The organism is Streptomyces sp. NBC_01537 (assembly GCF_045040445.1).
In the GTDB taxonomy this organism is placed as follows: domain Bacteria; phylum Actinomycetota; class Actinomycetes; order Streptomycetales; family Streptomycetaceae; genus Actinacidiphila.
The window spans coordinates 4,520,524-4,533,462 of the sequence record NZ_CP109392.1; the positions used below are offsets into that span (position 1 = coordinate 4,520,524).

The window sequence follows — 12,939 nt, forward strand, 5'->3', positions numbered from 1 at the left end:
TTGCCGGCGCACTTGTGTCAACGGCGAACGGGCCGGCTTCGGACAGCCAGGTCTGACGGGGGCTTTCGGTGCGCCGGGCTCCGATCCCGCATCACTGGCTCGGCGACGCCGAGCAGTCGCAGTCGGGATGTCCGGTAAAGGGCTCCAGCACGGTGTGCGGGTGCTGGAAGCGCAGGATCCCGCCGGCGGAGGACGGTTTCGCCGCTCCGGTCAGATGCAGCACTATCTCCGTTGTCATCAGCTGCGCAACGGTGAGCGGCCCGGAGACGAACGCCGGATAGCGCCACGCCTTCTTGGCAGCCAGCGCATTGACCAGCAGGTCATGGCGGTCGCCCAGTTCACTGCGGAACTGGTGCTCAAGGCAGCCGAAGCACCCGGATGACCCCGGGCGGTACATCGGCCCGACCGCCCCGGCGAACGCGCCGAGGTACGGTGTTGCGTCCGCCTTGCAGGCCGCGTCAATCCAGCGGTTGAGCACGAACCGGGGGGCGTCCGCACAGACGGCGACGAAGTCGGCCCCTTCGATGCAGTGCTGCACGTCGCTTTGGCTGCTGACGTACTTGGGCAGCACCTGATAGCGGGTGTAGGGGGAGAACCGCCGCAGCTGCTCGGCCAGCGAGTCGGCCTTCCCGCGGCCGGCCTGGTCGGGGCTGTAGAGGATCTGCCGCACCAGGTTGGAGTTCTCGACGGTGTCGCCGTCCACGAGAGTCAGACTGCCGACCCCCACGGCCGTCAGCGCCTGGGCCAGCAGGCTTCCCGCCCCACCGAGGCCGATCACCGCGACGTGCGCCTGGCGCAGGCGGCCGAAGTAGTCCCAGTGGCCCTGGGACCCGGCGGAAAGGGTGCCCAGCCACTCGAGCTGTGTGGAGAACCGCTCCACCAGGGCGTCGTCCGCCCATTCGGGGCGGTCGCCGTCGCGCAGCGGCACGAGAATGCCGGCTTTGACCAAGGGTTCCAGGAGCCGTTCAATACGGGTGACCGTCGCGGCGTCCGCGGCACCGGCGATGTGTCCGGCCACGGTCTCCAGCGCCGGTTTGCTCTCTTCGATCAGCAGCAGGATCTGGCGCAGCACCGGGGGTGGTGCGGCGATGACGCGGTGGTCAGCGTAGACGCTGTCGAAGAACAGGGACCCGTCAGCCAGTTCGAGCATCTCCCACTGCGTGCTGAACTGCCAGCGCTGTCCGGGTTGGCCGGGGTCGATCGTGCGGTCTGCCGTGGTGCGTCCGCTGACGCCGAAGCGCGGACCCGTGGCTGGAGCGGTGGTCGTCGCTGTCATGACCGCACGCCCTGACGCTCGGCGCACATCTCCATCGCCATGCGAAGGGCACGTCCGTCGTCAGTCCATTGCGCGGACTCGTCCAGGACGTTCAGCGCCTCGCGCAGGGAGTCCATGGCGAACTTCCCTCGTTCCGCCAGCGGGCATCCGTCCAGTGGGCCGCCGGAGGGGTGGCTCTGCCGGTACCGGCTGATGCCCTCGGCCATGCGGCACATGACGAACGCGGCATGCAGGACCCCGCGCAGCGGCCGCGGGTCCGGGCGCAGCGCATGGGTGCCGATGGTGTCGGGGTTGTCGAGGAAGCGCGTGAACTGCTCGCGCAGAGCCAGTGCGTGGTGTGCGGATTCGTGCAGGAGCAGCTCGTACATGCGCAGGGGGTCGGCGGCTTCCTCCACCTCGGCGTACACGACGCCGAAGGTGCTCTGGATGGTGGCCGAGCGCAGGGGGCCCTGAGCGAACACGAGATAGTGCACCAGCGTGTTGTGCTCGGCCCATGCCTGGGGCCAGGAGACGCGAAGCGCCTGACGGGCCAGTTCCAGCGCGGTGCTCACCTGGTGGGGAAGCTCGGTGACAACGGTCCCGACTTCTTCCTCGCCCCAGTTCAGCGAGCGCAGGACTTCCTGGAGTCCGTCGCGCAGCCACAGCGGGTCGTGAGGGCCGTCGTACACCGCGGTCGGCGCGAGTTCGGCAGCGGCCTGGAGCCGACGGGCGGTCTCGGCGGGATCAGTGCCGGGGGTGCCCTTGTACACGGAGTACACGGTGGCCGGCGCGAGCCGTCGGGTGTGACGGACGAGGTCGTCCATGTGCAGCCGCTGGGCCTCCTCGATCTGGTTCACGGCTCGGCGGGCGAGGCTGCGGTGGTAGGTCGCAGCGAGCCTCCCGGTCGCGCCCGTGTCGATACCGACCGAGCGCACTTGCTCGGCAAGATCAGCGGGTATCGCCTTCACTGGTCCTCCTTCTCGGCTTTCTTCTCTCCGATCCCGTCTTGGTCTGCGACGAGCTGGGGCGGGACCTTGTGTCAGGTCCCGCCCCGGGGCTGCTGCCCGCACCTCGGGCAGCTCTCAGACGTGCGGCCTGTGCCGGAGCCGGGCTCCGTTCACGCTCTGAGCGAGCCCGTCCCCTGGTGGTCGCGCCACCGGGGACGGCGACCGCTGCCGTTCAACAGCTGAATGCTCAGGCGAGGCGCGGCTCGGTGTAGGTGAAGGAGGTCTCCGCCGTCTCGAGCTCGATCTCGACGTCGAGGTCCGCAGCGACCTTCGTCTCGACCTGGTCCTGGATCTGGGCGACCTGGGTCTCGTTGTTCTCAGCCATTTTCTGCTCCTTTATCGGGGCCCGCCGTTCGGGCTTGATGAAATAATCCAATACAGCCGCAGGTGCCGAGTAGTCGTGTGAGAACACGACTTGACAAGTGGCTCGCTTGATGAATGCTTTTCCGTCTCGCTGCTCCTCGCCGCCGACCCCGCACGGAAGCCGAGGCACCCGCCCCAGGTCAGAGGCCTGAGGCTTGTTTGTTGTCCAGGCCTCCTGCAGGCTCTCGCGCCAGACCCGTGCCAGATGGTGCGGGATCCGGGCCCAAGAGGCCACGAATTGCCCCCCATTGACCGTGGATAGCCGCAGGCGCCCACATGGCTAGGTACATTTCAAGCGCCCTGCACCACATGAATTCACACTGGAGCATTGGACTATGTCGCGAATTGCACCCAGGCTTGGGTATTGAAGGAGCCCCTGACACAGCCATCCATGGGGTCCGGGCCAGAGTGCCCGCGACGGCCGCGTAACACCCGCCGCCGCTCGTAGCCGGGGCTGGCGTACGTCGCCCCGGTGCATGCAAGCCCCCCAGCCGTTCGCGTGACGCTCTGACCACATTGCGTACACGCGAAGTGCGCCTTAGCCACGACATGGCAGGCCGGGGATAATCGCGGCATGTCATCAACGCCCGGCATCTCGGAGCTGCGCCGCGACAGGTACGCCCGACGGCAGCCCGCAGAGCTGGCCGAGCTCGCGGGCCCCGCCCACGGTACGGTCGCGCTCCCCGTCCACCTGGCGTGGTCCGGCCTGACCCGGTTCGACCTCGACCAGCCCCGGCTGCGGATGAGCTACTACCGCATCGTCCTGGCCGAAGGCATGCACGGCGACCTGGTGCGCTACCTCAACCACAGCCTGCTCATCAGCCTGTGGCCCGTACTCCGTACGCTGATCAGCCGCGACCTCCGCGACGTCTGGGAGGACGCCTTCCCCGAGCCGGCCTCCGCCGCCCGGCCTGCCGCGTGAACCTCACCGACCTGCACCGCCGCCTGCTGGCCGACGTACTCGCCGTCGGCGGGGACTACCCGCTCGCACTCACCGGGGGCTACGCCGTACAAGCCCACGGCCTGGTCAGCCGGCTCAGCCGTGATCTCGACGTCGCCACCGAGAACCCCGACCCCATGGCAGACATCGCCGCCACCGTCCGGACCGGCCTGGAAAGCTCGGCTGGCTGGTACGAGCGAACGCCACCCGCCGCGGCGTGTGCCATATCGTACGTCGGCGGCCTTACCGGGCAATGTGGTTCCGACCACAGACCTGGACGCCAGGTGCCCGTCAGGCTCCGGAAGTGGTGCCTCGGCTTCCCGCATGGACTCGTACGACGCGCATGACGTGCTGTTTCATGAGATTGATCATCGGGGCTGCCTGCCCACAGCAATGGCTGGCCGGCGTGACGGGCTCGATGGCCAGGGTCCAGGTGAGTCGCGAGCCGCCAGGGGTGGGTTCGACGATCCAGTCCTCCGCCACACGGCGCAGACCGGGAAGGGACGCCTCGACGGCGGCGTACGTACAACGCTTTCCGTCATCCCAGCGGAAGAACCGTTCACGGGCGGTGAGCACTCTCAGCAGCGTGACGTCACGCACCGTACCGGTCAACGGCGGCAGTGAATCCCACGATTACCCAGAGGCGCTCAGCAGGGGCCGCGGTCTCGACCGAGTGCACATAGCGGAAGGGCGCGGACTTCAGAAATGCATCTCCGCTTTCGGTGAGCGGATACCAACGGCCAAGCATGGGAATCAGTCTCCGCCCAGTTGACTCAGAATGAGGCGGATGGCACCGGATCCGGCGAGAGCGAAGACACTGGCCCATCAATGCTCGGCAACAGGACCGCGATCACCAGAATTATACCTGTGCCGACCATTTGCCACGGGCACCAGATTTCCGTACCTGCGCACCGGGCAGGCGCCATTTCCGCATTTCGTCGGTCCCCCGTGGTGGGGCTACCGAGGGAACCTGCGGGATGGGCCCCGGACTCCTGCCTCGGACACCAGCCGCAAACCCGATCATCCGACCGTCAGCCTCGGTGGCCCGTCCGGGCGGCAAACCACCCCGGACGGCAGAGTCACCGATGGTGCAGAATTGCGATCATGAAGTCACCGTGAACCACTCATTACATGATCAGACACGCGATACGCACGCTCTGCACCGCCACCCTCGTGGCCGCTCCCCTCGCCCTGACCGCGACGCCTGCACAAGCCCTGACTTCATGTACGGTCAACGGCCGGCCCGTGTCCGGTACGACCGTCACCGGTACTGCCGGCCCCGACTACATCAGCTGCGGCGCCCTTGCCGTGGGCGATAGCGTCGGCGGCTTGGGCGGGAGCGACTACATCGTCATCAACGGCATCGTTGCCGGCACCGTCGACGGCGGCGCCGGCGGCGACTCCATCACGGCCAACGCCGGTACCACGGCGACCGGCAGGATCCTGGGCGGCGCCGACGGCGACTTCATCTTTGTCGGCCCGAACGCCGGCATTGTCGACGGCGGACTCGGGTCGGACTTCTGCAGAGTCGCTTCCGGTAATCCCCCCATCAACTGCTGACCAGCAACGGGTTCGTTGGGCCGGCCAACTGCGACGCCCAGAGTGGCCAGCCAGCGTGCCACAAACGCGGCGGCCACCCGGCCCGCTACCCCCGCTCGGCGCATTCCGTCACCTCCGCAGCCGCATTTCGTCGGTCCCCCTTGTTGTAGAAGAAGAAGTCCGCGTCGCTGCGCACCTTCCCGTCAGGTCCAGCAGCAGGACGGACACATCCGCATCCCCGTCTCCCGCCGCGCTGCTCCACGACAGGCTCAGACCACCGAAGCGGTGTCCTCGCTGAGACGCCGGTGCGGGCAGGAATCGGCTGATCGAGGGGAGTTCAGGCGTAGGCGTCCTCGACGGCGACTCGTCGCACTGTACGCAGCGTCGGCCGGAGGCTGTCCAGATCGGTCGAGCCCAGAGCGAGGCGGATCGCCTGCGGTGTGTGCATCGAGGTGGTGAACGGCTCGGCCGTGGTTACCGAGATGTGCTGACGGGCGAGGGTGGCGGTCAGGCGGTCGGCGCGTGCGTCGTCGGGCAGCGGCAGCCAGGTGAAGTAGGAGGAGGGGTGGCTGATGAGTGGTAGGCCTGCCAGCTCTTGTCCGGCGAGTGCTTGGCGGGCCTTGGCGTCGTCTCGTTTCTGCGCTTCCAAGTGGTCCACCGTGCCGTCATCGAGCCAGCGGCAGGCGATCGCGGTGGTGAGGGCCGGGGTGTTCCAGGTGGTCGCCCGGATCGCGCGTTCGAGCGAGGGCACCGCGGATGGCGGGGCGACGACGAAGCCGACCCGGAGGCCGGTGGCGATGCTCTTGGACAGTCCTGAGACGTAGACGGTGATGTCCGGCGCGGTCGCGGCCAGAGGCGGGGGAGGGTCCTCGACCAGGTAGGCGTAGGAGGCGTCTTCGATGATGAGCGGACCGTGCTCTCGGGCGATCTTGATCAGGCGGGTTCGGTCGGTTGCCGGCATGACCCAGCCCAGAGGGTTGTGCAAGGTGGGCATGGTGTAGATCGCGCGCACAGGGCGGGTCGCGCACAGCTTCTCGAGGGCATCGAGATTGGGCCCGTTTGCGGTTACGGGAATGGGCTCCAGGTCGAGATGAAAGGCATGCGCGAGCACCTTGAAGCCCGGGTAGGTGAGTGCGTCGACCGCGACGACGTCGCCGGCGTTGAGCGAGGCCATGACGGTGATGGCCAGGCCGTGCTGCGCACCGTTGACGATGAGGATCCGGTCCGCGTCAGTGGTGATTCCCCGGCGCCTCAGGTGCCGTGCGATCGAGGCTCTGTCCTGGGGACGCCCCCGATGTGGCTGGTAGCGCAGCAGCGAGTCGATATCACCGGAGGTGGCCAGCTCTCGCAGGGCCTGCCGAAGGAGATCGGCTTGCCCGGGCAGCGACGGATAGTTGAAGTTGAGGTCGACCGCGTCCGTGGCGACGACCTGCTGATCGATGCCGTGACCGGCGGGAACCGCGATGTCACGCACGAACGTCCCGCGGCCCTGTTCCCGGCTCACCAGGCCCATCGTTTCCAGCTCGGCGTACACCCGGGTCGCGGTCACCACGGCGATGCCCTCACGGGCGGCGAGCCCGCGGTGTGTCGGCAGCCGCACGCCCGCGGCGAGCCGCCCGGTCCGGATGTCGGATGCGAGCGCGTCGACCAGGATTTTGTACCGCGAGGCTGCCATGCGCCGAATTGTACGCATGACAATTCTTTGACTGTCCTGTTCGTGGGTCCTTACCGTCAAGACCCACCACCCATCCACCCACGCGGAAGGACAGCCGCCGTGCACATCGCCATCCTCACCTTCGAGGGCTACAACGAGCTCGACTCCCTGATCGCGCTCGGTGTGCTCAACCGCATCAGGACCGACGACTGGCGCGTCACCATCGCCACCCCCAGCCCCAAGGTGACGTCGATGAACGGGGTGGTCATCGAACAGATGTCCACCCTTGAGGAGGCGTGCGCCGCTGACGCCGTCATCGTCGGCAGTGGCATCGCCACCCGCGAGGTCGTCGAAGACCCTGCGATCATGAACACCCTGCGCCGCCTGGACCCCTCACGCCAGCTCATCGCGGCACAGTGCTCCGGCGCGCTCGTACTGGCCAAGCTCGGCCTGCTCAACGACATCCCCGCCTGCACCGACCTGATCACCAAGCCCTGGGTCGTCGCCGCCGGCGTCGAGGTACTCAACCAGCCCTTCTACGCCAAGGAGAACATCGCCACCGCCGGCGGCTGCCTGGCCTCGCACTACCTCGCCGCCTGGATCATCGCCCGCCTCGAGGGCAACGACGCCGCCGAAAGCGCGCTGCACTATGTCGCCCCGGTCGGCGAGAAGGAGGAATACATCGAGCGCGCCTGGCGCAACATCACCCCCTACCTGCCCGCTCCCACACCGACGCTCGTCTGAAAAACCACCAGTCGCAAGCGGCGACCGGCCAGGAAGCCACGCCCCCGGAGGCCGGCCGGTCGCTCGCGGCCGTTCCGTACCGCGGCGGGCTTCCCACCGGGATACCGACCGATCCGACGATCTACCGCCTCTGTGAGGCGCTGCAGGTCTATGGCCCGGCTTTGAAAGAGCTGATCCACGAGCAGTTCGGCGACGGGATCACGAGCGCGATCAACTTCAAGCTGGACATCGGGCGCGCGGCCCACGACGGGGCTTCTGCCCTACAACTGGCCCAGTGAGCTTCTTCAGCGTTGCCGCTCCAGGGTGAGGACGGCTTTGGCGATTGACGTCATGCGGTTGGGGCTGCATCGGGATCTGCGGAAGATCCGCCAGGACTTCAGCCGTGCGACGCCGCGTTCGACCGGTGCCCGCGCCGCGGCCAGCGCCTCGTTGAGGGTCTTTTCGGTGGGGGTGAGTTCCTGCAGGGGCCTGCGCTTGATGCCGGTGGTCAGCCAGGGGCCGGCGCCCTGGTAGGCGAGATCGGCCAGGATGGGGACGCCCTGCCGCTCGCAGATGCGGATGATCTTGTGGGTGCGGGCGGCGGTCAGGTCGTGGGCTCGGCCCGGCAGCGCGGGTGGGAGCCACAGCAGCCGGCCGTCCGGATCGGTGACCACCTGCACGTTCACCCCGTGGCGGCGGTGCTTGGCCGAGTAGTCGGCCCGACTGTCGCGGACCCTGTCGCACTCGGCGAGCGTACCGTCCAGCAGGACGAACTCGGGATCTGCCTCGCGCAGGACCTTCAGCAGACCCGGCGCCCGTTCAGAAAGCAGGCCGATGACCGTGCTGGTGTAGGCGTGGGCGGTGGACTCGCTGATCCCGAACCCGGCAGCGATCTTCGCCAGGGTGGTGTGCTCTCGCAGATAGACCAGTGCCACCATCGCGCGCTGGGACGGGCGGAGCTTGCAGCGCCGATCACCCTCGCGGGTGACGATCAGCATGGTGACCCACTCCACGAGCCCGTGGGGCAGGTCGAGTGCGGCAGGATAGATAGCCAACGAGGCCCCCGAGCAGCGTGATTGAGACGTCAGACATCTCGATCAACAGCCCGGAGGCCTCGCCCGTTGCGGCTCACGGCCATCACCCGATCGGTGGCCACCTCGAAGAAGCCCACTGCTATCGTCCGCCGGGTGACTCGTGATGAGGCAATCCTCGACTCGGTCCCGTCGGCGTAGGGCAGTTCACGTGCGTCCGAGCGGGTGGGCGTGATCGTCGCCAGGCCGTCGCGCTCGGCGCGGCACATCACATGGTCGAGCATCTCCTGCTGGATGTCGAGCACATCGAGCCGTCCCTCCGGCCCGAGCTGCGGGGCGACGTGCAGCGACTGCAGGCCGGTCCCCGGGCCGATCTTCAGCATCCGCTCCCCCGGTCGCGGCCGCAGTACGGCGTCCATCCTGCCGGCGGTCAGGAACGGCAACGGCACGTCGAGCAGGCCGCGTTGGGCGTACGGATAGGGCGCTGTGTCGCCCAGCCACCAGGCGGCGGCCAACGCGGCGCCCGCGCCGGCGGCGACCGCCCAGCGGGTCCGGGCCGGGATCGGGGCGACGGGGGCGGTGGTGATGCGGTGCATGGTGTTCTCCGGTGGATCGATTCGGTCCGTGGTACGTAGTCGGGCGGTCGGCGTCACGCGGGCCGGCTCAGCGTCCGCAGCGCCAGCCGGCCGCACAGCGCGGCGAGCGGCAGCTCGGCGCCGAGCGCCATGGCGACCGCGGTGGCGAAGTCGCCGCCCGGGGCCGCGGTCGTGGTGTCGAACCAGGCGTCCACCACAAGCAGCGTCGCGGTCGCGGCGGCTGCCAGGGCGTGCCGCCGGTCGCCGCGGGCGGCGAGGAGGCCGGTGGCGATCAGGCCGAGCGCCTCCAGCGCGTCGAGCCCGACCCAGGCGACTGGCCAGTGCGCCGCGGTCGCGGTGGCCGGCAGGCCGGTGGCCAGCACGTACAGCCACGGCAGCAGGGCGAGCCCGCAGGCGACCAGCAGCCACCCGGCCCGCCGCATGCCCCGCGCCGGGCGCGGCTCCTCCGCCTCTTCGTGGAGCGGGATGACCTCGGCGCGGTCGAAGCCCTCGGCACCGGCCAATTCGTCATTGCGCAACACCAGTTGACGCATCGTCTTCCCCCGCTCCCCGCCGGCTCTCCCCTTCACGTGCTCCACCCTCCGCCGCACACGGGGGCGCCGTCAGTCACGCAGGGTTCCGACCCGGGGTGGAGATAAGTGCACCCCCGAACCGGGCGGGAGCGTCATGGCACGGGGATGGCCTGCGGCTTACCGTTTGACGCATGCAACTCACGACGTGGCTGCAGCTGGTGCTGGGCCGGCCGTTCCGCAGGGCGGGACACCGGACCGCGCTCGTCGCCGCCGGCCTGCCGCTCCACCTCGCCGTGGTGCCACTGTGGCTCTGGCTGCTCGGCACGATGGCGGCGTTGGTGCCGGCCGTGACTCCGCTGCCCGTGCTGCTCACGCTCGTGGTGACACCCCTGCTGACCGTCGGGCAGCGGCGGCGCTACCGGGCGCTCGTCGGCAAGGACCTCCCGCGCCCCGCCGTACCCGGGCCGGGACGCAACTGGAAGTCGGCGGTGCGCCGGCTGACCGGCCGGGCCTTGTGGCGGCAGGTCTGCTACCACGCCGTGGCGGGTCCGCTGCTCGCCGTCCTGGACCTCGCCGTCCTCGCCGTCTGGGCCGCCGCTCTCGTGGCCGCCTCCATCTACGTGTGGATCTGGGCGCTGCCCCCGCAGTGGCGGGTCACCGACCTCGGGTACACCACGCAGGCCGCGTACATCACCGCTGGCGGCCTCGCCCTGCTGTTCCTCGGGCCCCGGCTGACCGGCGCTCTGGTGCGGCTGGACACCCGGGCGGCCGAGGTCCTGCTCGGCCCCAGCCGCACGGAGAAGCTGGCCCGCCGGGTAGCCGACCTCGCCGAGAGCCGGGCCGGTGTGCTCGACGCCGCCGACGCCGAGCGGCGGCGGATCGAGCGCGACCTGCACGACGGCGCACAGCAGCGCCTCGTCTCACTCGCCGTCAACCTGGGCCTGGCCAGGTCCACCCTCGGCGACCTGCCGGAGGACGCCCGCAAGGTGATCGACGAGGCGCACCGCGAGGCGAAGGAGGCGATCGCCGAGCTGAACAACCTGGTGCGCGGCCTGCATCCGGCCGTCCTTGAGGACCGCGGCCTCGACGCCGCGCTGTCCGGGGTCGCCGCCCGCCTCCCGATCCCGGTGCGCGTGGCGGTGGACCTGCCGCAGCGCCCCTCACCCACGGTCGAGGCCGTCGCGTACTTCGTGGTCTCCGAAGCCCTGACGAACGTGGTCAAACACGCCCAGGCGACCCGGGCGGACGTGACCGTGGAGCGGATCGGGGAGACACTGCTGGTGGTCGTCGCGGACGACGGCGCGGGCGGCGCGGATCTCGCGGCGGCCGGCGGTGGCACCGGGCTCGCCGGGCTCGCCAAGCGCGTCGCGTCCGTCGACGGCACGTTTTCCTGCCGCAGCCCCGCCGGGGGCCCGACCGTCATCACCGTGGAGCTGCCGTGCGCGCCGTGATCGCCGAGGATTCCCTCTTGCTGCGCATCGGCGTGGTCAAGGTGCTGGAGGCGGCCGGCTTCGAGATGTGCGCGCAAGTCGCCGACGCAGAAGGGCTGCTGGCGGCCGTCGAGGAGCACCAGCCCGACATCGCCGTGGTCGACGTGCGCATGCCGCCCGGCTTCACCGACGAGGGAGTGCGCGCCGCGCTGGTGATCCGCCGCCAGTACCCGCGTACCGCCGTGCTCCTGCTGTCGCAGTACGTGGAGGAGCGGTACGCGGCCGATCTGCTCGCCGCCAACACCTCGGGCGTCGGCTATCTGCTCAAGCAACGCGTCGCCGACGTCGAGGAGTTCGCCGAGGCGGTACGCCGGGTGGCGGCCGGCGGCACCGCGCTCGACCCGCAGGTCGTCGCGCAGCTGCTGGTGCGCCGGCACAGCGATCCGCTCGACCGGCTGACGCCGCGCGAGCGGAAGGTGCTGGAGCTGATGGCGGGCGGCCGGTCCAACTCCGGCGTCGCCGCCGAGCTGGTGGTGAGCGAGAGCGCGGTCGCCAAGCACATCAACAGCATCTTCACCAAGCTCGACCTGCCCAAGGCCGACGCCGACCACCGCCGAGTCCTGGCGGTGCTGCGCTTCCTGGGCGTTGTGACCGCATAGTGCGCGATCACGCCCGCATGCCCAGTCGACAACGGTGCTGATCGCCAATTGGTGGGGAATGCGGCGCCTTCGGACACGTGCTCTTCACCAGGCTTTGCCGCGGTGGGCGTCGAAGGCGGTGGCCGTCGTGCGCAGGGCCAAGGCATGGGTGGGGCCGGTCAGCGCTGGTGTATTCGCAGTGGGCTTCTTCGAGGTGGCCACCGATCGGGTGATGGCCGTGAGCCGCAACGGGCGAGGCCTCCGGGCTGTTGATCGAGATGTCTGACGTCTCAATCACGCTGCTCGGGGGCCTCGTTGGCTATCTATCCTGCCGCACTCGACCTGCCCCACGGGCTCGTGGAGTGGGTCACCATGCTGATCGTCACCCGCGAGGGTGATCGGCGCTGCAAGCTCCGCCCGTCCCAGCGCGCGATGGTGGCACTGGTCTATCTGCGAGAGCACACCACCCTGGCGAAGATCGCTGCCGGGTTCGGGATCAGCGAGTCCACCGCCCACGCCTACACCAGCACGGTCATCGGCCTGCTTTCTGAACGGGCGCCGGGTCTGCTGAAGGTCCTGCGCGAGGCAGATCCCGAGTTCGTCCTGCTGGACGGTACGCTCGCCGAGTGCGACAGGGTCCGCGACAGTCGGGCCGACTACTCGGCCAAGCACCGCCGCCACGGGGTGAACGTGCAGGTGGTCACCGATCCGGACGGCCGGCTGCTGTGGCTCCCACCCGCGCTGCCGGGCCGAGCCCACGACCTGACCGCCGCCCGCACCCACAAGATCATCCGCATCTGCGAGCGGCAGGGCGTCCCCATCCTGGCCGATCTCGCCTACCAGGGCGCCGGCCCCTGGCTGACCACCGGCATCAAGCGCAGGCCCCTGCAGGAACTCACCCCCACCGAAAAGACCCTCAACGAGGCGCTGGCCGCGGCGCGGGCACCGGTCGAACGCGGCGTCGCACGGCTGAAGTCCTGGCGGATCTTCCGCAGATCCCGATGCAGCCCCAACCGCATGACGTCAATCGCCAAAGCCGTCCTCACCCTGGAGCGGCAACGCTGAAGAAGCTCACTGAGCCTTTTCGGTGCGGCCACTGATCGGGGGAGGGTGTCGGTGTCCGCTACGCACGAGGCTCCCGTGCCGTTGAGGGAGGCGTTCGAAGTCTCAACTCACCTGCGCAGGAGCCCTGTTGGTTTTCCGGGTGTTGTCCGCGGCGCGGGCACCAGCTGAGCGCGGCGTCGCACGACT

The 12,939-nt window shown here is 69.3% G+C and carries 14 protein-coding genes and 3 pseudogenes; 8 read left to right on the top strand and 9 right to left on the bottom strand.

Features of this window, described 5'->3' with window-relative positions:
* Nucleotides 1-91: 91 nt before the first annotated feature.
* The 3 genes from OG607_RS20695 to OG607_RS20705 all read right to left on the bottom strand — a co-directional run bounded on the left by OG607_RS20695 (nucleotide 92) and on the right by OG607_RS20705 (nucleotide 2,587).
* Nucleotides 92-1,276, bottom strand: a complete 1,185-nt coding sequence (locus OG607_RS20695; protein ID WP_405725283.1) for a HesA/MoeB/ThiF family protein — start codon at nucleotides 1,274-1,276, stop codon at nucleotides 92-94.
* Complete coding sequence (locus OG607_RS20700; RefSeq protein WP_405725286.1) at nucleotides 1,273-2,223, bottom strand: aKG-HExxH-type peptide beta-hydroxylase; 951 nt, start codon at nucleotides 2,221-2,223, stop codon at nucleotides 1,273-1,275. The genes OG607_RS20695 and OG607_RS20700 overlap by 4 nt, the downstream gene beginning before the upstream one ends.
* 226 nt (nucleotides 2,224-2,449) lie before the next feature.
* Complete coding sequence (locus OG607_RS20705; RefSeq protein ID WP_405725289.1) at nucleotides 2,450-2,587, bottom strand: hypothetical protein; 138 nt, start codon at nucleotides 2,585-2,587, stop codon at nucleotides 2,450-2,452.
* 612 nt (nucleotides 2,588-3,199) lie between these two features.
* Between OG607_RS20705 and OG607_RS20710 the strand changes: the two genes are divergently transcribed.
* Both OG607_RS20710 and OG607_RS20715 read left to right on the top strand, forming a co-directional pair.
* Nucleotides 3,200-3,547: a transcriptional regulator gene (locus OG607_RS20710; RefSeq protein WP_405725292.1), complete on the top strand. Its 348-nt coding sequence runs from the start codon at nucleotides 3,200-3,202 to the stop codon at nucleotides 3,545-3,547.
* A pseudogene (locus OG607_RS20715) lies at nucleotides 3,544-3,756 on the top strand (nucleotidyl transferase AbiEii/AbiGii toxin family protein); the annotation flags it as partial. The gene OG607_RS20710 and the pseudogene OG607_RS20715, both read left to right, overlap by 4 nt.
* A gap of 100 nt (nucleotides 3,757-3,856) precedes the next feature.
* Here OG607_RS20715 and OG607_RS20720 read toward each other — a convergent pair.
* On the bottom strand, nucleotides 3,857-4,165 hold the full coding sequence (locus OG607_RS20720; RefSeq protein ID WP_405736935.1) for an SRPBCC family protein: 309 nt from the start codon (nucleotides 4,163-4,165) through the stop codon (nucleotides 3,857-3,859).
* A 531-nt stretch (nucleotides 4,166-4,696) separates the two neighbouring features.
* On the opposite strand from OG607_RS20720, the gene OG607_RS20725 reads away from it, so the two are divergent.
* On the top strand, nucleotides 4,697-5,125 hold the full coding sequence (locus OG607_RS20725; RefSeq protein ID WP_405725295.1) for a hypothetical protein: 429 nt from the start codon (nucleotides 4,697-4,699) through the stop codon (nucleotides 5,123-5,125).
* Nucleotides 5,126-5,267: 142 nt separating this feature from the next.
* On the opposite strand, the pseudogene OG607_RS20730 reads toward OG607_RS20725, so the two are convergent.
* Nucleotides 5,268-5,445 (bottom strand): annotated as a pseudogene (locus tag OG607_RS20730) (TerD family protein); the annotation flags it as partial.
* On the bottom strand, nucleotides 5,442-6,779 hold the full coding sequence (locus tag OG607_RS20735; RefSeq protein ID WP_405725298.1) for a PLP-dependent aminotransferase family protein: 1,338 nt from the start codon (nucleotides 6,777-6,779) through the stop codon (nucleotides 5,442-5,444). The pseudogene OG607_RS20730 and the gene OG607_RS20735, both read right to left, overlap by 4 nt.
* 99 nt (nucleotides 6,780-6,878) lie before the next feature.
* Here OG607_RS20735 and OG607_RS20740 point away from each other — a divergent pair, with 99 nt between their 5' ends.
* Together OG607_RS20740 and OG607_RS20745 are read left to right on the top strand one after the other, a co-directional pair.
* Nucleotides 6,879-7,502 (top strand): DJ-1/PfpI family protein, encoded by a 624-nt coding sequence (locus OG607_RS20740; RefSeq protein WP_405725301.1) that lies wholly within the window; start codon nucleotides 6,879-6,881, stop codon nucleotides 7,500-7,502.
* A 74-nt stretch (nucleotides 7,503-7,576) separates the two neighbouring features.
* Nucleotides 7,577-7,744 (top strand): annotated as a pseudogene (locus tag OG607_RS20745) (cyanate hydratase); the annotation flags it as partial.
* Nucleotides 7,745-7,786: 42 nt separating this feature from the next.
* Here OG607_RS20745 and OG607_RS20750 read toward each other — a convergent pair.
* From OG607_RS20750 to OG607_RS20760, 3 genes are read right to left on the bottom strand one after another with little or no spacing between them, the layout of a single operon-like run.
* Complete coding sequence (locus tag OG607_RS20750) at nucleotides 7,787-8,536, bottom strand: transposase family protein (protein WP_405725304.1); 750 nt, start codon at nucleotides 8,534-8,536, stop codon at nucleotides 7,787-7,789.
* Nucleotides 8,537-8,565: 29 nt separating this feature from the next.
* Nucleotides 8,566-9,108, bottom strand: a complete 543-nt coding sequence (locus OG607_RS20755) for a methyltransferase domain-containing protein (RefSeq protein WP_405725307.1) — start codon at nucleotides 9,106-9,108, stop codon at nucleotides 8,566-8,568.
* A gap of 53 nt (nucleotides 9,109-9,161) precedes the next feature.
* Nucleotides 9,162-9,677: a hypothetical protein gene (locus OG607_RS20760; RefSeq protein WP_405725310.1), complete on the bottom strand. Its 516-nt coding sequence runs from the start codon at nucleotides 9,675-9,677 to the stop codon at nucleotides 9,162-9,164.
* Nucleotides 9,678-9,811: 134 nt separating this feature from the next.
* Here OG607_RS20760 and OG607_RS20765 point away from each other — a divergent pair, with 134 nt between their 5' ends.
* The 3 genes from OG607_RS20765 to OG607_RS20775 all read left to right on the top strand — a co-directional run bounded on the left by OG607_RS20765 (nucleotide 9,812) and on the right by OG607_RS20775 (nucleotide 12,753).
* Nucleotides 9,812-11,071: a histidine kinase gene (locus tag OG607_RS20765; RefSeq protein WP_405725313.1), complete on the top strand. Its 1,260-nt coding sequence runs from the start codon at nucleotides 9,812-9,814 to the stop codon at nucleotides 11,069-11,071.
* Nucleotides 11,059-11,709, top strand: coding sequence for a response regulator (locus OG607_RS20770; RefSeq protein WP_405725316.1), 651 nt, complete (start codon nucleotides 11,059-11,061; stop codon nucleotides 11,707-11,709). The genes OG607_RS20765 and OG607_RS20770 overlap by 13 nt, the downstream gene beginning before the upstream one ends.
* 294 nt (nucleotides 11,710-12,003) lie before the next feature.
* A complete protein-coding gene (locus tag OG607_RS20775; RefSeq protein ID WP_405725304.1) occupies nucleotides 12,004-12,753 on the top strand; it encodes a transposase family protein in 750 nt (249 codons plus the stop codon).
* Nucleotides 12,754-12,939 lie beyond the last annotated feature (186 nt).